We start from the raw sequence: 19,068 nt of genomic DNA on the forward strand, positions 1-19,068 counted from the left end.
GTGGACGAGGACCTGCGAGAGGTGCTGGACCGGTGGAAGGACGCCGTGGACGCGCACGACCCCGAGCGCGTGGCCGAGAACTTCACCGAGGACGCGATCTTCCAGGGCCTGCGGCCCCACGGCGTGGGCCGCGAGGCGGTGGCCGACTACTACCGCGCCCAACCACGCGGGCTCAAGGCGGAGTACGAGGTCCTGGAGACCAGGCGGCTCGCCGACGGCCTGGTGCTCGGCTACCTGGCGGTGGACTTCTCCTTCGTCGACCGGCCGACGCTGCACGTGCGGCTCGGCGTGCTGGTGGAGGACGGCCTGATCAGCCACTACCAGGTGTCCAGGCTCGACTGACGCGGCCACGGCGGCCCCCCTCGCCGAGGAGAACCGCCGCGGCCCCGGGATCTCAGCGCCGCCGCTGCTTGGTGGTGCGGGCGGAGTCGGTGCAGACGTCACCCACGTCCACGGTCTGCCCGCGGTCGACGAACACGTCGGTCAGGCCCACCAGCCGCCCCTGGCGGTCGGTGCAGGTGAGGGTGTAAGCCTCCTTCACGCCGTAGGTCGGCGGCACGGGGGAGGAGAACTCCACCCGGCCCGCGGCCCAGTCGTCCGGGTTGGCCGGGTCGACCTGGTCGTAGTTCACCAGGACCGCGGTGTACTGCCCGGCCGGCGGGTCGAGCAGGGTGGCCCGCTCGGAGTTCGTGCCGCCGGCCGCGGACTGCGTGACCACCTGGCCGGCGGCGTCCAGCACGTAGAGGTCCCAGTCGGTGCTGGTGGACGTCCACGAGACCGACACGTCGAACCGCCCGTTGTCCACCGCGGGCACGCCCTGGACGGTGAACGGGATGCTCTCGGCCACCGGGTTGCCCGGGAACCGGGTGTTCTCCGCGGGCACGCCGGGCGGGTTCGGCAGCGCGATGGCGGCCTGCGGCGGCGCCAGCGGGTCGCGGCCGTACCGGCCGGCCACGTACGGGCGCGTGGAGGGGTTGACCGACCAGGTGAACCGGCCGCCGGTCGACGAGTAGGTCGACTCGACCGTGTCGGTGACCTGGATCGGCGGCGTGGTGGTGCCGTCCGGCTGCCGCACCGGCGAGGTCGGCGTCTGGAAGGTCTTGTGCACCTTGAGCCGGTAGCCCTTGGGCGCGGTGCCGACGAGGGTGGCGTGCGCGGCCGGGTCGGCGGCGTTGGCCAGCATGTCCAGGAACGCCGCCCGGTTGCCGCCCTTGCCCGCGCCGGCCGCCGGCGGAGCGCCGACGTACTCGGCGACGACGGCGTCCTCGTACGGCGGGTGGAAGCCCGCGGTGTTGATCTCGAAGGTGAACCCGAAGCCGCCGGTGGCCCAGTACGACCAGTCCTCGGTGGTGCCGGTCGTGTCGTACAGGCCCCACGACGGGATGCTGTCGTAGCCGTTGCGCGAGGCCATCCGGTCGCCCAGCGCCTTGACCACCGGCTCCTCCAGCGGCGCGCGCACGTCGGCCACGCCCGGCGGGCGCAGCACCAGGTTGCCGTAGGTGTGCAGGGTGATCAGGTTGGTGACGGCGCGCTTGGAGACCAGGTCGCGGATGTTGCGGGTCTCCGGCTCCGAGAACGGCGCCGAGCCGCGGAACGTCTCGCTGCCCCAGGTCAGGCCCGCGCCCGCGCCGCCCCAGAAGCCGGCGTAGTTGCGGTTCGGGTCGGTGCCGCGCGCGCTGCCGCCGGGGTTGGCCTTGCAGACGCCGGTGCGCAGCTGCGGCGGCGAGTCGTCCGCGCGGCAGTTCTTGCGCTTCATCTCGTAGTCGAACCGGGTGAAGTCGCCCTTCGGCTCGGCCTCGCGGGAGATGGAGAAGCCGTCCGCGTTGACGATGGGCACGACGATGTTGCGGGTCCTGGCCACCAGCGACCGGATCGAGTTGTCCCGGTGGTAGCCGTTGACCAGCTCGTGGGCCCACTCGACGGCGTGCTCGCCGGCCGGCCACTCGCGGGCGTGGTGCACGCCCATGAGCACGTTGACGGGCTTGCCGTCGGCGGCGTTGTCGACGTCCTCGGCGATCTCCACCGCCACCACGTCGCGGCCCTCGTTGGTCGGCTCGGCCAGGGTGAACGCCCGGACCAGCCGGGGGTTGCCGCGGGCCAGCTCCTTCAGCTCGTACTCGTACTCGTAGAGGTGCCGGTAGGAGGTGCGGCGGGAGGGCAGCCCCGAGGCCCGGCCGCGGGCGGTGTACGCCCGGTCCCGCTCGGCGGCCTCGCGCGAGGTGCGCGACAGGTCGGCGTCCACCGTGGTGGACTTCAGCCCGCTGCGGCGCAGGGTCTCGCGGTCGGCGTCGCCGGCGAGCACGACCTCGACACCGGTGGCGTCGCCCTTCTCGGTGAGGTCCAGGTCGAGGCCGAGCAGGGTGTCCTTGTCCTCCTGCCGCGGCGTCTCCACGCGCACGACCTCGGCGCGCTCCGCGGTGGTCGGCGTGCCCTGCGGGGTCAGCGCGAGGAAGTCCACGCCCAGCGTCGCCGTTCGGGACGGCCCGTCGTACCGGCACGCCTGGACCACGAGCTGCTGGCCCTTGCGCACGAAGCTCTCGGCCAGCTCGCGGCTGCGCAGCGCGGCGGACGCGGCGACGACCGCGCCGCTGGCCTTGTCGAACACGGCGAGGTCCCAGTCACCCTCGCGGCCGTTGCCGGGCGCCAGGCGGGCCTGGACCAGGCCGTCGACCTCCGAGGTGACCTCGCGCCGGTCCACCCCGGCGGTGCCGGCCGGCAGCAGCGAGGCGTGGCACGCCCGGAACGCGGACCGGTCGGCCCGCACCTCCCTGTCCTGCGCCGTCGCCGGGGGCACCGCGACACCGACGAGCGCCAGCCCGACCACGCCGACCGCGACGCCCGCCCGGACCACCACCCGGGTGGATCTGTGCCTGGATCTCATTGCCGCACTCCATTCGATCGTCCCACCAGGCGACAGACGCTATGACATGGCGCCGGGACTGACCACGGCCGGAAGTAGGCGCTGCAGGCACTGTGCCCGAAAGGCACGCCGGGACGACGCGACAGGACCGGGCGACCCCCGGACGCGGGAGGCGCCGCCCGGGCACCCGCCGCCCGCCGGCGGGACGAGCCGGGCTCCGCCGGCCTGACGCGCCTTCCCCACCACGCGTCGGCCGCGTGCGCGGCGCCGTTGACGTGGTCGGGGCGGATTCGTCCGGCAAGGTGAACGCGGGTCGTCGCGGTCGGGGGCCGCACCCGGGCCCGGGTGCGGCCCGCTCCCGATCACCCGGCGCGGGGGTCGGGGGCGCCGACGCCACCGCCGCGTGCCTGGAATCCGCGCCGCGCGTCTTCCCGATCATCGTCCCGACCGGACACCGGCACCGGGAACGCCGAAAAATCCGTTGTACCGGACCGAACGCGCCGTGACTCGATCGGATGACCACTCGGTGGTCTCTCCACAGTGGACTGACAACGATCGGTGACCGCTGCCGCCGCCCACCGGCTCGTTCCCTCCCGCCGGCTCACCCGGATGGCCCTATGCTGTGCCGAGCCGACAGGAAGGCAACAGCGGTTCGGGGACGGCACACCCCTCCCGCGCGGGAACGCCGTTCCACCGCGAGGCGGCGAGGTCAGCAGCGAAACGACAACCGGCACTCCCATCCGATCGAGGTTGCGTCATGGTGGTTCCCCGTGCGCGTACCGGGTTGCTCACCCCGTTCCTGACCCTGCTCGCCGTCGCCGCCCTGACCGCGGCACCGGTCCGCGCGGCGGCGCCGGAACCCGGCGGACCCGCACCCGGTCCCGTCCGCGCCGGGGACACCGAACCCCCGCTGCCCGTCGTGGACGGTGCGATCCCCCCGGCCGACCGACCGACCACCGCGACGGGCGACGCGGTCGCGCTGCGCCCCCTGGTGATCGCGCTGGACGCCACCGACCCCGGCCTGCCCACCTGGCGGGCCGTGCTCGACCGGGTCGGCACGCCGTACGACGTCCTGCCGGCGATGACCGAGCCGCTGACCGCGGGCCGGCTGGTCCGGCCCGACGGCACCGGGCGCTACGACGCCGTCCTGCTGACCACCAACGCCCTGCTGCACCCCGACGGCGCCGGCGGTTACGCCAGCGCGCTCGACGCGGCGGAGTGGCAGGCGCTGTGGGCCTACGAGCGCGCCTACGCGGTCCGCCAGGTGTCGCTCTACACCTCCTGGGGCACGTTCCCGGAGGACTACTGCCTGCGCCCGGGGGTCGAGGGCGCCGTCACCTCCCCCGTCCGGCTCTCGCTCGCCGACGCCGGCGCGGAGCTCTTCGACCGGCTCCGGCCCACCGCCCGCGTCCCGCTGCACCGGTCCTACGCCTACCGGTCGGCGTTGGCCGGCGGCTGCGCGGCCCGGCCCCTGCTGACCCTGGGCGACCACGTCCTGGGCGTGGTCGGCACCTCCGTCGACGGCCGGGAGCGGGCCGCCCTGGCGTTCTCCTCCCGGGAGGACCAGGCGCAGACCGACGTGCTCGGGTACGGCCTGCTGCGCTGGGCCACCCGGGGCGTGCTCGTCGGCGAGTCCCGGCACTGGCTCACCGTGGACGTGGACGACTGGTTCAACACCGGCGACCACCTGCACGAGGACGGTCGCCTGGAGACCGAGCCCGGCTTCCGGCTGAGCGGGGAGGACGCCGCGGGCGCCGTCGCGCAGCAGCGGCGGCTGCGCGAGGACCACCCGGTGGCCGGGGACTTCACCCTGACCCTGGCCTACAACGGCGGCGGCCTGGACCCCGGCGCGCCGGCGCGGTGCTCCTCCGCGGACACCGGCGACCCGTTGACCGGCTACTCCCGCTGCCTGGCGGGGGAGTTCCGGTGGCTCAACCACACGGTGCACCACCCGCCGCTGGACTCCACCACCTACGCGGAGAACGCGGCCGAGATCGCGGACAACCTGGCGATCGCCCGGCGGGCCGGGCTGACCGTGCCGACCGAGGTGCTGAAGACCCCGGCCTACTCGGGGCTGGGCGTGTACCACCCGGACCCGGGCGCGGCGCCCACCGACCCGCCGACGGACTTCGGGCTGACCGGGTCGAACCGGGCGCTGCTGGCCGCGGCCCGCGACCTGGGCGTGCGGTACCTGCACGGCAACATGTCCTTCGCCGGCCACCGCCCCGGCTGCTTCAACTGCGGCACCCGCCACCCGCTCGAACCGAGCCTGCTGGTGGTGCCGGACTGGCCGACCGACATCGCGTACCACGTCACGACGCCGGCCGAGCAGACCTACTTCCACAACCACCGGGGCGGCAGGCCCCCGTCCCCCGACCTCACCTACGACGAGATCGTCGACCACGAGTCGGACGTCGCGCTCCGGCACGTCCTGACCGGCTCGGCGTACGCGCACACCCTGCACCAGGGCAACCTGCGGGAGTACTCGCCGGGGCGCAGCCTGGTCTTCGACTGGCTCCGGGCGGTGGTGGGGAAGTACGCCGAGGACTACCGGGTGCCGCTGCGCAACCCCGACTGGCCCGCGCTGGCCCGGTACGCCGACGCGCGCACCGCGCACTTCGCCGAGCTGCGGTCGGGTGGGGACGCGGTGTGGGACCGGCACGCCGGCACCGTCGCCTACACGCCCGCCACCACCGGTTCGCTGTTCTTCACCGGGGTGACCGCCCGGGACGGCGAGGTCGACGCGTACGGCGCCGACACCGTCAGCCGGGTGCCGATCACGGCCGGGGTCGCCCTCGTGGCCACCGCGGCCCCGCGCGCATGAGCCCGGTCGGCGCGCGGCTGCGCATCCCGCTGCTGGTGGCCGTCACCCTCGCCGTGGTGGTGATCACGCTGACCAGCCCGCCGCCACCGGACCCCGGCGCCGCGACCGGGGAACCGGTCCCGGCCGCCGCGCCGCTGCCGGCCGCGGTCAAGCAGCGGGTGCCGGTGCGGTCGGCGCACCCGGCGGGCGGCGCGCCGCGCCCCGGCGACCGGGTGGCGCTGCGCCAGCTCGTCGTCGCCGCCGGCGCGGACGACGCCGGCCTGGCCACCTGGCGGGCGGTGCTGGACGGGATCGGCACGCCGTACGACGTGCTGGTGGCCGACCGCGAGCCGCTGACGCCCGGGCGGCTGGTCGGCCCGGACGGCGTCGGCCGGTACAACGGCGTCCTGCTGGCGGACGGCGGCGGGTACGCCGGCGCGCTCGACCCCGCGGAGTGGGAGGCGCTGTGGGCCTACGAGCGCGCGTACGGGATCCGCCAGGTGGCGCTGAACGCGCGCCCCGGCGCGTTCCCCGAGGACCACTGCCTGCGCGACGGCCCCGCGGGCGAGGTCGGCGCGGAACCGGTCCGGCTCGCGCTGACCCCGGCCGGCACGGGGGTCTTCGACCACCTGCGCCCCGAGGCGGTGGTCCCGCTGACCGCCACCCACCTCCTCCGGGCCGGGTTGGCGCCCGGCTGCGCCGCCGAACCCGTGCTGTCCGCGCCGGACGGCGTGGCGGGGGTGGTGAGCCGGTCGCCGGACGGCCGCGAGCGCCTGGCGCTGACCTTCGCCGCCGGGCCGGACACCGCGGCCACCGCGCTGCTGGGCTACGGCCTGGTGCGCTGGGCCACCCGGGGCGTGCTGCTCGGCGAGCAGCGGCACTGGTTCACCGTCGACGTGGACGACTGGTTCAACGCCACGACGCGCCGCCGGGCCGGCGGCGAGGTCGAGCTGTTCCGGCTGGGCGACCGGGACGCGGTCGCGGCCCGCGACCGGCAGCGCGCGCTGCGCGCCCGGTACCCGGTGGCCGCCGGGTTCACCCTGACCCTGCCCTACAACGGCGGCCTGTTCCGCACCGGCGCGCCGGCGACGTGCGCCGGGAGCGGCACACCGGACCCGCTGAGCAGCTGCTCCAAGAGCCTGGTCGGCGAGTTCCGGTGGGTCAACCACACCACCACCCACCCGCGGCTGGACGACACCTCCTACGAGGTGAGCCGGGACGAGATCCGCCGCAACCTCGACATCGCCGCCCGGGGCGGGCTGCCGGTGCCGCCGGAGGTCCTGAAGACCCCGGAGTACTCCGGGCTGGGCGTGCGCAACCCGGACCCGCGCTCCACCGCGCCGCCGACCGACGTCGGGCTGGCGGGTTCCAACCGGGCGATGCTCGACGCCGCGCACGACCTGGGCGTGCGGTACGTGCAGGGCAACATGTCCTTCGCCGGCCACCGGCCGGGCTGCTTCAACTGCGGCACCCGCCACCCGCTGCGGCCGGAGCTGCTGGTGGTGCCGGACTGGCCCACCGCCGTCGCGTTCGAGGCGACCGAGCCGGAGGAGCAGGTCGCGCTGCGCGCCGCCGCCGCGCCCGGCCGCGACCAGTCCTACGGGCAGTTCGTGGACTCCGAGGCCGACGTCGCGCTCCGGCACGTCATGGCCGGCTCGGCGTACGCGCACACCCTGCACCAGGGCAACCTGCGCGAGTACGCGCCGGGCCGGAGCCTGGCGTTCGACTGGGTCGAGGCCGTGGTGGCGGGGTACGCGGCGCTCTACCGGGTGCCGTTGGAGGGCCCGGACTGGCGGGCGCTGGCGCGCTACGTCGAGGACCGGACGGAGCACTTCGCCGAGCTGGCCGCCGGCCGCGACGCGGTGTGGGACCGGGCCACCGGCGAGGTCGCCTACACCGCCGACGGCGACCGGGCGCTGCTGCTGACCGGCGTCGAGACCCGACCGGCCGGCGACGCCGACCGGTCCTCCGCCGACGAGGCGGAGACCTACGGGTCGGACGAGGTGTCGCGGCTCGGCCTGACCCGCGGCGGGCGGGTCGTCCTGAGGGCGAGCCCCCGGCCATGACCACCTGTCGGCGGGCACCGGTCACCGGGGCGGCCACCCCGGCGCGGGCGCCGCGGGTCACGCTGGTCGCCGAGGGCGCCTACCCGTACTGCGCGGGCGGGGTGAGCCTGTGGATCGACCAGCTCGTGCGCGGTGTGGCGGGGTACGCCTTCACCGTCGTCGCGCTGACCGTCGACGGTTCGGAGCGCCCCGGCTGGCCGGTCCCGGCGGGCGTGGAGGTGGTGAACCTCCCGCTGTGGGGTCCGCGGCCGCGCCGGCCGCGGGGCAGGCCGCGCGGGATCGCGGACGCGCACGAGGCGTTCCTGCGGTCCTTCATCCCGACCGCCGACGGCGGCGCGGACGCCATGCTCGCGGCGCTGCGCCGGCTGTTCGAGCTGGCCCAGTCCGCGGACCTGTGCTCGGCGCTGGTGGCCAACGACGCGGTGGACCGGCTGATGGCCGTCGCGGCGGACGCCGGGCACCCGCTGTCGCTGCGCGACGCGGTCACCGCCACCGACCTGCTGGAGCACCTGCTGCGCCCGCTGTCGCACCCGCCGGTCCGGACGGACGTGTGCCACCTGGCGATGAACGGGCCCAGCGCGCTGGTGGGCATGGCGGCCAAGTGGGCGCACGGCACCCCGCTGATGATGTCCGAGCACGGCGTGTACCTGCGCGAGCGGTACCTCGGCGCGATCGAGGAGCAGGCGCCGCCCGCGGTCAAGCGGCTGCTGCTCGCCTTCCACCGCGCGCTGACCGGCGCCGCGTACCGCTGTTGCGACGCCCTGGCGCCGCACTCGGCCTACAACCGGCGGTGGCAGCTGCGCAACGGTGCCGACGAGGGGCGCGTGCGGACGATGTACAACGGCATCGACCCCGAGGTCTTCCCGGTGGCGCCGGGGGAGCCGGACGAGCCGACGATCGTCTTCGTCGGCCGGGTCGACCCCCTCAAGGACCTGCACACCCTGATCCGGGCGTTCCGGATCGTGCGCAGCGAGCTGCCCGAGGCCCGGCTGCGGGTGTTCGGGCCGGTGCCGCTGGTCAACCGGGGCTACCACGCCGGCTGCCTGGACCTGGTCGACCGGCTCGGCCTGTCGGGCGCCGCGGTCTTCGAGGGCCGGATACCCCACCAGGTCGACGCCTTCCACCAGGGCCACCTGGTCGCGCTGACCAGCGTGTCGGAGGGCTTCCCGTTCAGCCTCATGGAGGGGATGTCGACCGGCAGGCCGCCGGTGTGCACCGACGTCGGCGGTGTGCCCGAGGCCGTCGGCGACGCCGGGATCATGGTGCCGCCGCGGGACTGCGCCGCGTTCGCGGGGGCGTGCCTGCGCCTGCTCACCGACGGCGAGCTGCGCCGCCGCCTGGGCAGGCTCGCCCGGCAGCGCGTGCTGGAGAACTTCACCCTCCGGCGGTGGAACGACGGCTACCGCGCCAGGTACGCCGAACTGGCCGCGCGCAGCCGGTCGGGATGACCGTCGCCGAACTGGCCGGGCGGGTCGCCGGGGTGCTGCCCGACCCGGCGGACGAGCTCCAGGTGGCGGCGGTGCTGGAGAGCCAGGGGATCACCGACCAGGCCGCGGTCGAGGTGTACGGGGTGGCCGACGTGTTCGAGCTGGCCCGGCGGGTGTACGACCGGTTGCCGCGCGAGCCCGGCCCGGCGCCCGGCGCCGGCGCGCGGGATCCCCGCTCCTGGTACGACGTGGCGCACGGCCCGCTGTACCTGGCGCCCGCGGCCGCCTACCCGGCGCTGGCGACCGCGCTGGGCGCCCCGGCGGCGGTGCGCGTGCTGGTGCTGGCCACGACCGTCGGCTGGCTCTGGGGCGCGGGCGCCGGCTGGGCGGCGCACCGGGTGCGCCGCTCGGGCGCGGGCCGGGCGGCCGGGCGGCTGCTGCGCGTGCTGGCCGTCGCGGGCCTGGCCCTGGCGGCGGTCGGCGCGCTCGTGCTGCTCCCGCCCGGTGGCGGCCCCGCGCCGGCGCTGTTCGCGGTGGTGCTGACGGCCTACCAGATCGCCTCGGGCATCCTGGTCTTCTACCGCCGGGAACCGCTGGTCCTGCTCGTCGCGCTGCCCGCGGTGCTGGGCGGTGCGGTGCACCTGCTGCGGGGCCGCGCCGACGACGTCCCGGTGCTGCTGTTCGGCTTCGCCTCCGCGGCGGCGGCGCTCGGCCTGGCGCTGCTGGCCACGCTGGGCGCCGAGGACGCCGTGGGCGTGCGGCCGCCGGGTGCGCGGGTGCTGGTGCTCGGTGCGCTGCCCGGCGTCGGGTACGCGGCGCTGTGCGCGGCCTTCCTGCTCCACACCGACGTCCGGTTCGTCGGCGGCGCGCTCGACCTGGCCGTGGCGATGGCGCCGCTCGCGCTCGGCATGGGCGTCGTGGAGTGGCGCGCCAACCGGGTCTTCGAGCAGGTCGGGGAGCTGCTGCGGGAGGCCCGCCCCACCGCCTGGTTCCGCGACGCGGTGTGGCGCCTGCTGCTGCGGGAGCTGGCCACCTGCCTGCTGGTCCTCGGCGCGCTCGCCCTGGTCCTGCTGGTCTGCCTGGGCCGGGCGGGCCTGCTGACCTCCCGCGGCGCGCTGCTGGTCGACGCGCACGTCGTGCTCGGCGGCGCGTTCTTCCTGGGGTTCGTCCTGGCCCGGACCGGCTGCCTGGCGCGGCTGCTGGCCGTGCTGGCCGGCGTGCTGGTCGCGAACGTCGTCCTGGCCGGGCTCGTCGCCGACGCGTGGGCGCCGGACGCCCACGTGCCGGTGTTCCTGGTGTGCTGCACCGCTTTGTCGCTGCTCATGCTGTCGGCGCTCCGCGCGAGCGTCGGGGACGTCCACCACTACCGCTGACGAGGAAGGGATTCCACATGCACGCGGTGATACTCGCGGGCGGCCGAGGGGTGAGGCTGCGGCCTTACACCACGGCGTTGCCGAAGCCCTTGGTGCCCATCGGGGAGGAGTACGCGATCCTCGACATCATCCTGCAACAGCTGCGGGCGCACGGGTTCGACCGCGTCACGCTGGCGATCGGCCACCTCGGCTCGTTGATCCGCGCCTTCGTCGGCGACGGGTCGCGGTGGGGCGTCGCGGTGGACTACTCCGAGGAGGAGGCGCCGCTGTCCACCATCGGCCCGCTGCTGAACTTCCTGGACCAGCTGCCCGAGAACTTCCTGGTGATGAACGGCGACGTGCTCACCGACCTGGACTACGTCGCGCTGCTGGAGCACCACGTGGCCCGCGAGGCGCCGCTGACGGTGGCCACCCGCCGGCGCGAGGTGCGGATCGACTTCGGCACGCTGGAGGCGGTCGACGGCCGGATCGTGGAGTTCGTCGAGAAACCGGTCCTGTCGTACGGCGCGAGCATGGGCGTGTACGCGATGGCGCGCAAGACGCTCGCCCCGTACCCGCGCAACGTCCCCTTCGGACTGGACGAGCTGGTGCTGGACCTGCTGGCCCGGGGCGAGGAGCCGGCCGCCTACGAGTTCGACGGCTACTGGCTGGACATCGGCCGGCCCGACGACTACGACGAGGCCAACCGGTGCTTCGACCGGTTCCGGTCGACGCTGCTGCCCACCGGACCGCGGCGGGTGCGCTCGTGCGCCGGGTGACGGTGCTGCTGTTCGGCGCCTCCGGGCACCTCGGCCGGTGGGTCGACCGGGCGCTGTCCGCCCGGCCGGGGCGCGTCGCGGTGGTGCGGGTCGGCCGCGCCGCGCCGCGCGGCCCCGGCTGGGTCCGGCACGACCTGGCCGCCGACGACCCCGCCGGGCTCGCCGGCCTGCTGGCCGCGGTCGCGCCGGACGCGGTGGTCAACTGCGCCGGCCTGCTGGACGGCACGGCCGCGGAGCTGGTCGCGGCGAACGTGACGGCGGTGGCCCGGCTGCTCGACGCGGTGCCCGCGGCGGCGCCGGGCGCCCGGCTGGTCACCGTCGGCTCGGCGGCCGAGTACGGCGTGGTGCCGGAGGGCCGCGCGGTCGCCGAGGACGCGCCCGAGCGCCCGGTGTCCCCGTACGGGATCACCAAGCTGGCCGGCACGGCCCTGGTGCGGGCGGCGGTCGCCGCGGGCCGGCTGGACGCGGTGGTGCCGCGGGTGTTCAACCCGGTCGGCCCCGGCACGCCCACCGGCACGGTGCTGGGCCGCGCGGCGGCCGCCATCCGCACCGCCGCGGCCACCGGCGGGACCGTCCGGCTGGGCCCGCTGGACGCCCACCGCGACTTCGTGGACGTGCGCGACGTCGCCGGGGCCATCGCCGCCGCCGCGCTGGCGCCGGGACCGGTGGGCCCGGTGCTCAACGTCGGCACCGGCACCGCGGTCCCGGTGCGCGAGGCGGTCGGGCTGCTGGTCGAGGCGTCCGGCTTCGGCGGGCGGGTGGTGGAGGCGGACCCGGCGCCGGCCAGGTCGGGCGCGGTGCGGTGGATCGCGGCCGACCCGACCCGGATCCGGCGGGCGCTGGGCTGGGGGCCGCGGCACGACCTGGCGGCGTCCGTGCGCGACCTCTGGGCGTGCCCGGCGTGACCGCGCACGGCCTCCGGGGGTGCCCGTGCCCCTCACCGGTCGGCGCGCCCCGCGGTTCACCGGCACGGCGTGCCGATCACGTCCAGGGACCGCACGGTCACCGTCCCCGCGAACCCCTCCTCGCGGTAGCGGCGGCACGCCTCCACGACGTTCTCCGGGACGATCGCGTAGTCCACGGCCAGCACGGTCTTCCCGGCCTCGCGCACCTTCCGGGTCGCCGCCAGGTCGGTGGCGCAGAAGTCCGCCGCGCACGGCTGGTCGGTGGCCTGGAAGAACAGCTCCTCCACCCCGATGCCGTCGATCGAGTCCAGGTACCCGGGGTACTCGGCCAGCTCGGGGGAGTTCTGCGGGTAGACCCGGAAATCCCGGTCGGTGCCCTTGCCGTACGCGCTGACCCGCCCGACCAGCCCGACCATGAGCCGGGCCAGCTTCGCGCGGTCGAACCCCGGGACCAGCGCCTGGTCGATCTCCTCGTACGCCAGGGGCGTGTCCAGGTAGACGCCGTCGAAGCCGGCGCGCAGCGCGCGGTCCACCCGGGGCCGGACCGCCAGGTCCCACCACTCCGGTGCCCAGTACCGCACGAAGTACTCCCCGGGCCAGCTCGACCACTCGTTGAGCAGCAGCCCGGCGTCGCGGATCGCGGTGAAGTCGGGGCGGAAGGACTCCACCGAGCCGATCTCGAAGTAGGCCAGCACCTGTTTGCCGGACGCGCGCAGCCCGGCGACCTCCTCGGCGCTGAAGTAGGAGTCGCCGGCGTCCCGCGCCAGGTCGATCACGGCGTAGTCGGCCGGGGTGCCGGTCAGCGCGTTGAGCCGGCCGTCCTGGTAGTCCTGCAACTGGTAGACGAGTCCGCCCTCGGCGGACTCGACCGTGGTGCAGGCCGCCGCGCCCAGGACGAGCAACGCCGAGAGCATCGCGAAGAACCGGCTGTGTAATTTCACCATATTGAACGGTTTTTTCACCCGATCGGGTTTTCCGATGTCGGAATTCGAGGGCCGGTCAGGGCCCCGACCTCCCCGTGCGAGAACGCGAGCCCCGGTGGAAATGGCTTCCGGGAAATCGTATCGCCGGATTGCGGCGATCGCACTTCCGCCGAGCCCGGGCGCGGTCCGCACCACCCTCCGAAGCCATCTGCCGGGTGACACCCCGATCTGCTAGCTTCCGGGGAATGCGCGGAACTCCTGGTCGTGCGGTGGTCGCGGTCGCGGCGCTGGTCCACGTGCTGGTGCTCGCCCTGGTCGGTTCGGCCGCCGTGGCCCACGCGGGCGGTCCGCCGCCCCGGCGCGGCCACGAGTGCGCGACCCCGTCGATCGACCGGCTGCAGCAGTGGCTGGCCTCCGGCGAGGGCGCCACCGTCCCGGCCACCGGCAGCCTGCTCGTGCGCGAGCACCACCGGTACGCGGCCGAGGTGGCGTTCCTGGGCACCGACTGGCACGTGGTCGTCGTGTGGCTGGGCAACCGGTTCGAGGCCCAGGCGGACCTGTCCGACTCGTCCGGTTTCTGGCTGACCTACAGCGCGACCGACGACCTCTACGTCCAACTGCGCCCCGCGTCCCACTGGAGCGGCGGCGACAAGTGGCTGACCCCGGTCCCGTCGACCGGCGGGAGGACCGTGCGCAGGTTCTTCGGCTTCGCCCCCGACAGGTGGACGTGGCTGCCCGAACTGGGGCAGCCGTCGCACTCGTTCGCCTCGGCGCTGGGCGAGGCCCGCGGCCTGGTCTTCGTCGGCAAGACCCCGAACGACATCACCTTCCGGGGTCTGCGCGTCGACCACTACCGCCCGCCGTGCCTGTGAGGCCCTGAAGTCGGCACTTCTGCGGTCCGCCCCGGGCCGGGTTGTGCTTGCCTGGGGCGCGTGGACGAGCCTCGGCGCAGCGCGGACCCGCACCACGACACCCCGGACGGCCGGACGGCCCGCCGGGCGCTGCGCCCGCGGCGGACCTGGCCGTGGCCGGACCTGGAGGCGGTGGTCGCCCTGGTGGAGCGCTGCGCCGAGGCGGGGATCGACCTGGGCGGACCGCTGCGCAGGCTGACGTGGCCGGTGGTCCGGCGGACCAACGCCGGGTTCGTGGCGACCCTGGTCGAGCGCCGGGTAGCCGTTCCCCGGGACGTCGTGGAGGCGGCGGGGGAGGCGCTGCGCAAGCTGGTGAACGGCCACGCCGCCGACGGCCCGTGGCGGCTCTACGCCGGGTGGTACGCGGGAGTCGCACCCGACCTCGCCGTCACCGTCCTGCAGAGGCTCGCGGCGAACGGGTCCAGGCGCGAGGCCGAGCGGTACCGGGCCTGGCTCTTCCTCCACGAGAACTTCCCGGAGGACTCGGACTGGGTCGCCGGTGAACTCGCCTCCGACCCCGGGGTGTCCCCCGCGGTCTGCTGGGCGGTCGACGACGTGCTCGCCGCACGCGATCCCGCGACCGCGGTGGCCGTGTTCGCCCGGGTCGCCGACCGGTCGCCCGACGGCGCGGTCCGCAACCGGGCGGCCGGGCACGTCGAGCGCCACGACGCCGCGGCGGCGCTCGACCTGTTCGCCACGACCGGCGCGAACCGGGCGCTCGGTGACGCCCACCGGCTGGCCGCGTCGCGCCGCGTCCTGTCCCACGACCGGTACCGGGGTGTCGACCTGCTCGTCGACCTCTTGGAGAGCGCTTCGGTGGACGCCGTGCGCGGCGAGGTGATGAACGACCTGCACGGCGTCGCGCCGAAGCGCCTGGAAGCCCGCCTGGACGTGCTCCGCGGGACCGGTGCGCCCCCGGTGCGCGTGCAGACCACCCGGTACCTCCGCGAACACCTCGGCAGGGGACCGGAGGTGACGGCCGAGCTGGCGGCGGACCCGACCATGCCACCGCGGGACCGGTTCCTGGCCCTGGAGCGGGATCCGGAGGCGGCGACCCCCGGCATCCTCCTGGGCGTCGTCGACAGCTTCGAAGAGCACGGCCAGGACGAGGTGCGCGCCCTCACCCTGCTGGCGAAGCTGTTCCCCGACGCCGCCTTCGGCCGGATCGGCGACTACACCACCGACCAGCGGGTCCCGTTCCGCGTCAGGGCGGAGGCAGTGGCCCGAGCGGCCCGGTTCCTGGGCCCGCGGCGCACGACCGACCTCTACCGGGGCATGGCCGTGGCGGACGAGGCGACCACGGCGCAGCGGGACGCCGTGGTGTCGGCGATGACGAAGATCGACCCGGTGCGGGGCGGGCAGGTCTGCGAGGAACTCGCCCGACGCCGCGACCTGCGGTTCGAGGACCGCCTGCGGTTCGCGCGCGGGATCGGGCACCGCAAGGCCCTCGCACTGGTGCGGGAGTTCGCGCGCGATCCCGACGAGGCCGCCGCCGTGCGCGTGGAGGCGGCGCGGGAAGCCGCCTCGAAGGGCACCGTCGACGACAGGCGCTACCTGCGGAGGCTGGCCGCCACCCCGTCCGTGTCGTACTCGCTCCGCGAACGCCTCGTCGAGCAGTTGGCGCCCGAGGACCGGACCGCCGTGCTCAGGACGATCGCCGACAGCGCGGCGGAGGACGAGGACGCGCGGCTGAGGGCCGCGGTCGCCCTGGGCGAGTCGGACCGCGAGGCCGCGACGACGAGGCTCCACGCACTGGCGGAGGACCGCAGCATCCCTCCTGCGATCAGGAACCGGGCACGTCACGCGGCACAGCGGCTGCAGTGACGTACGTCATCGCGTGCCCGCTGCAATGAAAATCTTTCATGCTCTATAACTTCAGTGTGGGCTAAAATGTGATTGCGTCGCAGAACGCGTCCGACGAGAGCTCGACGCCCTCAGACGACGTCCAGCCGAGGCGCGGCGGGCGCGGCCCGCGCCGCTCGGTCAGGTCGCCGTCCGCGCCAGCGTCGGTGCGCGTGGCGGCCAACGGCACGGGCCGGGGGTGCGGTGCCGCGCCGTCGCCGTGACGCCGGCCGGGCTCGGAGGCGCGCCACTCGACGGCCTCCGCGGTCTCGGTGTACTCCAGGACGTGGTCGTTGCCCCACTCGGCCAGCAGGTCGCGGACCTCGGCCGGGGTGGCGTAGAAGAACAGGGCGTGGGTGTCGAACCGGAACGGCCCGGAGGCGTCGCCGAGTTCCCGGACGCGGTCCATCGGTTCGAGCCGCCGCGTCATGCCGATCTTGACCACGTCGGGTCCGAACGCGCCGACGTTGGAGATCACGTACACGTAGCCCGCCCGCACGTTGGCGGCCCGCTGCTCGACGCCGGTGATGGCGTCCTCGACCGAGGCGAGCTGCTCCCGTGCCCGGGCCAGTCCTTCGTGGTCGCCCTTCGCTTCGAGCTTGGCCACGACGGTGGCGTAGTGGGAGCGTTCCTTGGCCGGGCGGGCCCGTTCCCGTTCGATCTCCTTCATCACCTTGGCCTCTTCGCGGAGCTTCTCGCGCTCCGCGCGGGCCGCTTCGCGTTCGGCCTCCGCCTTGACGAGGTGGTCGGCGGTCAGGTCGATCTCGTGCAGCCGCAGCCGCTTCTTCACCGCCTCGCGGGTGTGCGGCTTGACCGCGCGCACCGCGTTGTCGGCCTCGGTGTCGTAGGCGCGCGGCATCAGCTTGGCGATGTCCCGGCCGAGCTTCTGGCCCTCCTCGACCGAGCCGTTCACCGCCCAGTCGACCTGGCAGGCCACCGCGTCGCCCTTGTAGGCGAGCGCGCTGTCCAGGGGGTGCGCGTACTCGTAGATCCCGACCTCGTGGAGCGGGGCCGGTTCGCGGGTCTCGACCAGTTGCGACTGCCACGTGCCGACCTCGGCGGCCAGGCGCTGCCGCGACGCCCCCAGTGCCGGGGTGCCCGCGCCGCGGAGCTGCCCCACCCAGCCGCGCAACTCCGCGATCGCGGCGTGCGCCGAGGCCGACTGCTGCTGGAGCGCGGCGACCTCCGCGCTCTCCCTGTTGCCGAACAGAGCCACCCCGGTCCTCTCCACGAGCCGCGCCGGGGAGCGCGGGACACGTGCGGTCCCCGGTCGTGTCACCCCGGATCGGCCAGGCGTCGGGCCCGGTGATCGGGCCCCTGACGGGACCGTCCGGCCCGCACGGCGCCCCGTGCCCTGCCCGAGGCGGGGATCGCCGACACCCCCAGTACCGGCGACCCCCGCGCGTGCGGGCCGTCGTCACCGGCTCCCGGTTCGAACGTGGTCGGTGTGGACCGTAGGCCACCCGCGACGGCGTGGCATGGGTCGTTCGACCGACCGCCGTCCGGCCGCACGCGCCGGGGCGAACGGTCCAGCGCGGCGTGGCTGCCGCCCGACTTCGTCTCCGAGGACCACGCCGCCGGGCCGGCCTCCTCGTTGGCGAACCTCGCCGCCTACCTGGAGGACGGTGCCCGGGGCTCCTGATCGGCCGGGGAGCACGCCCCGTAGCGGGCGGCGATCGCGGCGGCGCGGTCGTGCAGGGCGGTGCGCAACCACTGCGGGGAGAGGACTTCCGCGTCCGCGGCGAGCTGCCACAGCGCCCACCGGGCGTGCCGGGCGTCCTGGAAGGTCACCTCCAGCCGCAGCCGGCCGTCCGCGTCGGTCTCCTCGGCCAGGACGGCCAGCGCGGTGCCCGCCAGCTCCTGCCGCCGCGCCGGGTCGACGCGGGCCAGCACGGCGACCTGGTCGCCGCCGGTGCGGAAGCGCGTGCCGCGCTCCCGCCAGGCCCGGTCCAGGTCGACCCGGTCCGGTCGCCGCGCGGGTTCGTCGAGTTCCTCGGCGGCCAGCACGCGGGACAGCCGGTAGGTGCGGTCCTCACCGGACCTCGTGGCCAGCAGGTAGCCCTGGTCGCGCACGGTGACCAGGCCGATCGGGTCGACGGTGCGCCACCGCGGTTCCCCGCCCGCGGCCGCGTAGCGGATGCGCAGCCGGTGCCCGGCGAACACCGCGCGCCGGACCTCGGCGACCACGGCGTCGGGCAGCTCCTCGGCGGCCACGCGGCGGGAGAGGAGGTCGGTCTCCGGGTCGATGAGCAACCGCTCGGCCACGCAGTCCGCGGCGGCCCGGTGGCCCTCGGGCAGCGCGTCGACCACCTTGAGCATGGCGGAGGCGAGGGCCGAGCCGAGGCCGAACGCCTGCGCGCCGCGCCGCGAACCGGCGATCAGCAGGGCCAGGGCCTCGTCGTGGTTGAGCCCGGTCAGCTCGGTGCGGAAACCGGGCAGCAGCGCGAAACCGCCGTGCCGGCCGCGTTCGGCGTAGACCGGGACACCGGCCGCGGACAGCGCCTCGACGTCGCGCAGCACGGTGCGGGTGGACACCTCCAGCTCGCGGGCCAGCGTGGCCGCGGACAGCCGACCGCGCCGGCGCAGCAGCAGCACCAGCGAGACCAACCGGTCGGCGCGCACCGGAGAACACTATCGGAATACACGACACAGGGTGTCGTGATTGGCGGGGAGGCTTCCGGCTCGAAGCGGCCGTCGGGCCGCGTGCTGTCGAGAATGGAGCTGATGTGGCTGTGGAGCGAACGGCGGTCAACCCGTGGCAGTGGTCGGTGGGGCTGGGGTACAACCAGGGTGAGATCGTCTCCGGCCACACCCGGACCCTGTACTGCGCCGGGCAGACCGCGATGAGCGGTGACGGCGAGCCCCTGCACGCCGGTGACATGGCGGCACAGCTGGCGCTGAGCCTGGACAACCTGGAGGCCGTCCTGGCCGGGGCCGGCATGTCCCTGGCGAACCTCGTGCGGCTCAACGTCCACACCACCGACGTCGACCTGCTCCTCCGGCACTACGGGGTGCTGGCGTCGCGGCTGGGCGCCGCCGGCGTGGCGCCGACCACCACGATGCTCGGGGTGACGCGACTGGCGATCCCCACCCTGGTGGTCGAACTGGAGGGCACCGCCGTCGCCTGACGCGGCGCCGCCCGCCCGCGCCGGTCCACCCGGCGCGGGCGGGCGGTCAAACCAGGCGACAACCCGCGCGCG

15 protein-coding genes are annotated in these 19,068 nt (G+C 75.3%); 11 read left to right on the forward strand and 4 right to left on the reverse strand.

The genetic code is table 11. The features are described 5' to 3' along the window. Positions 1-342, forward strand: a complete 342-nt coding sequence (locus EKG83_RS13470; protein ID WP_033430838.1) for an SgcJ/EcaC family oxidoreductase — start codon at positions 1-3, stop codon at positions 340-342. A gap of 52 nt (positions 343-394) precedes the next feature. Here EKG83_RS13470 and EKG83_RS13475 read toward each other — a convergent pair whose 3' ends face one another. Further along, on the reverse strand, positions 395-2,881 hold the full coding sequence (locus EKG83_RS13475) for a M14 family zinc carboxypeptidase (RefSeq protein ID WP_051765632.1): 2,487 nt from the start codon (positions 2,879-2,881) through the stop codon (positions 395-397). Positions 2,882-3,617: 736 nt separating this feature from the next. Here EKG83_RS13475 and EKG83_RS47675 point away from each other — a divergent pair. From EKG83_RS47675 to EKG83_RS13500, 6 genes are read left to right on the forward strand one after another with little or no spacing between them, the layout of a single operon-like run. After that, positions 3,618-5,684 carry an Agd3-related carbohydrate-binding protein gene (locus EKG83_RS47675; RefSeq protein ID WP_228122599.1) on the forward strand — a complete coding sequence of 689 codons (2,067 nt, stop codon included), beginning with the start codon at positions 3,618-3,620 and terminating at the stop codon, positions 5,682-5,684. Beyond that, positions 5,681-7,729, forward strand: coding sequence for a polysaccharide deacetylase family protein (locus EKG83_RS13480; protein ID WP_228122600.1), 2,049 nt, complete (start codon positions 5,681-5,683; stop codon positions 7,727-7,729). Before EKG83_RS47675 ends, EKG83_RS13480 begins: the two co-directional genes overlap by 4 nt. Next, entirely contained in the window at positions 7,726-9,177 is a 1,452-nt protein-coding gene (gene pelF / locus EKG83_RS13485; protein WP_051765641.1) for a GT4 family glycosyltransferase PelF, read from the forward strand. Before EKG83_RS13480 ends, pelF begins: the two co-directional genes overlap by 4 nt. Further along, the gene (locus EKG83_RS13490) at positions 9,174-10,529 is read left to right on the forward strand and encodes a hypothetical protein (RefSeq protein ID WP_033430839.1); all 1,356 of its coding nucleotides are present in this window, start codon (positions 9,174-9,176) and stop codon (positions 10,527-10,529) included. The genes pelF and EKG83_RS13490 overlap by 4 nt, the downstream gene beginning before the upstream one ends. 17 nt (positions 10,530-10,546) lie before the next feature. Continuing rightward, positions 10,547-11,287, forward strand: a complete 741-nt coding sequence (locus EKG83_RS13495; RefSeq protein ID WP_033430840.1) for a nucleotidyltransferase family protein — start codon at positions 10,547-10,549, stop codon at positions 11,285-11,287. Then, positions 11,275-12,192 carry an NAD-dependent epimerase/dehydratase family protein gene (locus tag EKG83_RS13500; RefSeq protein WP_211269078.1) on the forward strand — a complete coding sequence of 306 codons (918 nt, stop codon included), beginning with the start codon at positions 11,275-11,277 and terminating at the stop codon, positions 12,190-12,192. The genes EKG83_RS13495 and EKG83_RS13500 overlap by 13 nt, the downstream gene beginning before the upstream one ends. 56 nt (positions 12,193-12,248) lie before the next feature. Here the strand turns inward: EKG83_RS13500 and EKG83_RS13505 are convergent, their stop codons facing one another. Beyond that, the gene (locus EKG83_RS13505) at positions 12,249-13,133 is read right to left on the reverse strand and encodes an endo alpha-1,4 polygalactosaminidase (RefSeq protein ID WP_228122601.1); all 885 of its coding nucleotides are present in this window, start codon (positions 13,131-13,133) and stop codon (positions 12,249-12,251) included. Between the two features lie 227 nt (positions 13,134-13,360). Between EKG83_RS13505 and EKG83_RS13510 the strand changes: the two genes are divergently transcribed. Together EKG83_RS13510 and EKG83_RS13515 are read left to right on the forward strand one after the other, a co-directional pair. Beyond that, positions 13,361-13,987 (forward strand): hypothetical protein, encoded by a 627-nt coding sequence (locus tag EKG83_RS13510; protein ID WP_194283014.1) that lies wholly within the window; start codon positions 13,361-13,363, stop codon positions 13,985-13,987. A gap of 60 nt (positions 13,988-14,047) precedes the next feature. Beyond that, a complete protein-coding gene (locus EKG83_RS13515) occupies positions 14,048-15,850 on the forward strand; it encodes a hypothetical protein (RefSeq protein ID WP_033430841.1) in 1,803 nt (600 codons plus the stop codon). A gap of 61 nt (positions 15,851-15,911) precedes the next feature. Here the strand turns inward: EKG83_RS13515 and EKG83_RS13520 are convergent, their stop codons facing one another. Then, positions 15,912-17,084: a DUF4041 domain-containing protein gene (locus tag EKG83_RS13520; protein ID WP_063741324.1), complete on the reverse strand. Its 1,173-nt coding sequence runs from the start codon at positions 17,082-17,084 to the stop codon at positions 15,912-15,914. A gap of 231 nt (positions 17,085-17,315) precedes the next feature. Between EKG83_RS13520 and EKG83_RS47680 the strand changes: the two genes are divergently transcribed. After that, the gene (locus EKG83_RS47680; RefSeq protein ID WP_033430842.1) at positions 17,316-17,510 is read left to right on the forward strand and encodes a hypothetical protein; all 195 of its coding nucleotides are present in this window, start codon (positions 17,316-17,318) and stop codon (positions 17,508-17,510) included. Here EKG83_RS47680 and EKG83_RS13530 read toward each other — a convergent pair. Then, positions 17,480-18,490 carry a helix-turn-helix transcriptional regulator gene (locus tag EKG83_RS13530; protein ID WP_051765642.1) on the reverse strand — a complete coding sequence of 337 codons (1,011 nt, stop codon included), beginning with the start codon at positions 18,488-18,490 and terminating at the stop codon, positions 17,480-17,482. The two genes, EKG83_RS47680 and EKG83_RS13530, sit on opposite strands and share 31 nt — an antisense overlap. A gap of 110 nt (positions 18,491-18,600) precedes the next feature. On the opposite strand from EKG83_RS13530, the gene EKG83_RS13535 reads away from it, so the two are divergent. Beyond that, positions 18,601-18,996, forward strand: a complete 396-nt coding sequence (locus EKG83_RS13535) for a RidA family protein (RefSeq protein ID WP_033430843.1) — start codon at positions 18,601-18,603, stop codon at positions 18,994-18,996. Positions 18,997-19,068: the final 72 nt, after the last annotated feature.

The organism is Saccharothrix syringae, assembly GCF_009498035.1.
Classification (GTDB): domain Bacteria; phylum Actinomycetota; class Actinomycetes; order Mycobacteriales; family Pseudonocardiaceae; genus Actinosynnema; species Actinosynnema syringae.

Bases quoted from the DNA above. Each gene is read 5' to 3' on its own strand.
- EKG83_RS13475 (WP_051765632.1), bottom strand. From the start codon at position 2,881: ATGAGATCCAGGCACAGATCCACCCGGGTGGTGGTCCGGGCGGGCGTC.
- EKG83_RS47675 (WP_228122599.1), top strand. From the start codon at position 3,618: ATGGTGGTTCCCCGTGCGCGTACCGGGTTGCTCACCCCGTTCCTGACC.
- EKG83_RS13480 (WP_228122600.1), top strand. From the start codon at position 5,681: ATGAGCCCGGTCGGCGCGCGGCTGCGCATCCCGCTGCTGGTGGCCGTC.
- pelF (WP_051765641.1), top strand. From the start codon at position 7,726: ATGACCACCTGTCGGCGGGCACCGGTCACCGGGGCGGCCACCCCGGCG.
- EKG83_RS13490 (WP_033430839.1), top strand. From the start codon at position 9,174: ATGACCGTCGCCGAACTGGCCGGGCGGGTCGCCGGGGTGCTGCCCGAC.
- EKG83_RS13495 (WP_033430840.1), top strand. From the start codon at position 10,547: ATGCACGCGGTGATACTCGCGGGCGGCCGAGGGGTGAGGCTGCGGCCT.
- EKG83_RS13510 (WP_194283014.1), top strand. From the start codon at position 13,361: ATGCGCGGAACTCCTGGTCGTGCGGTGGTCGCGGTCGCGGCGCTGGTC.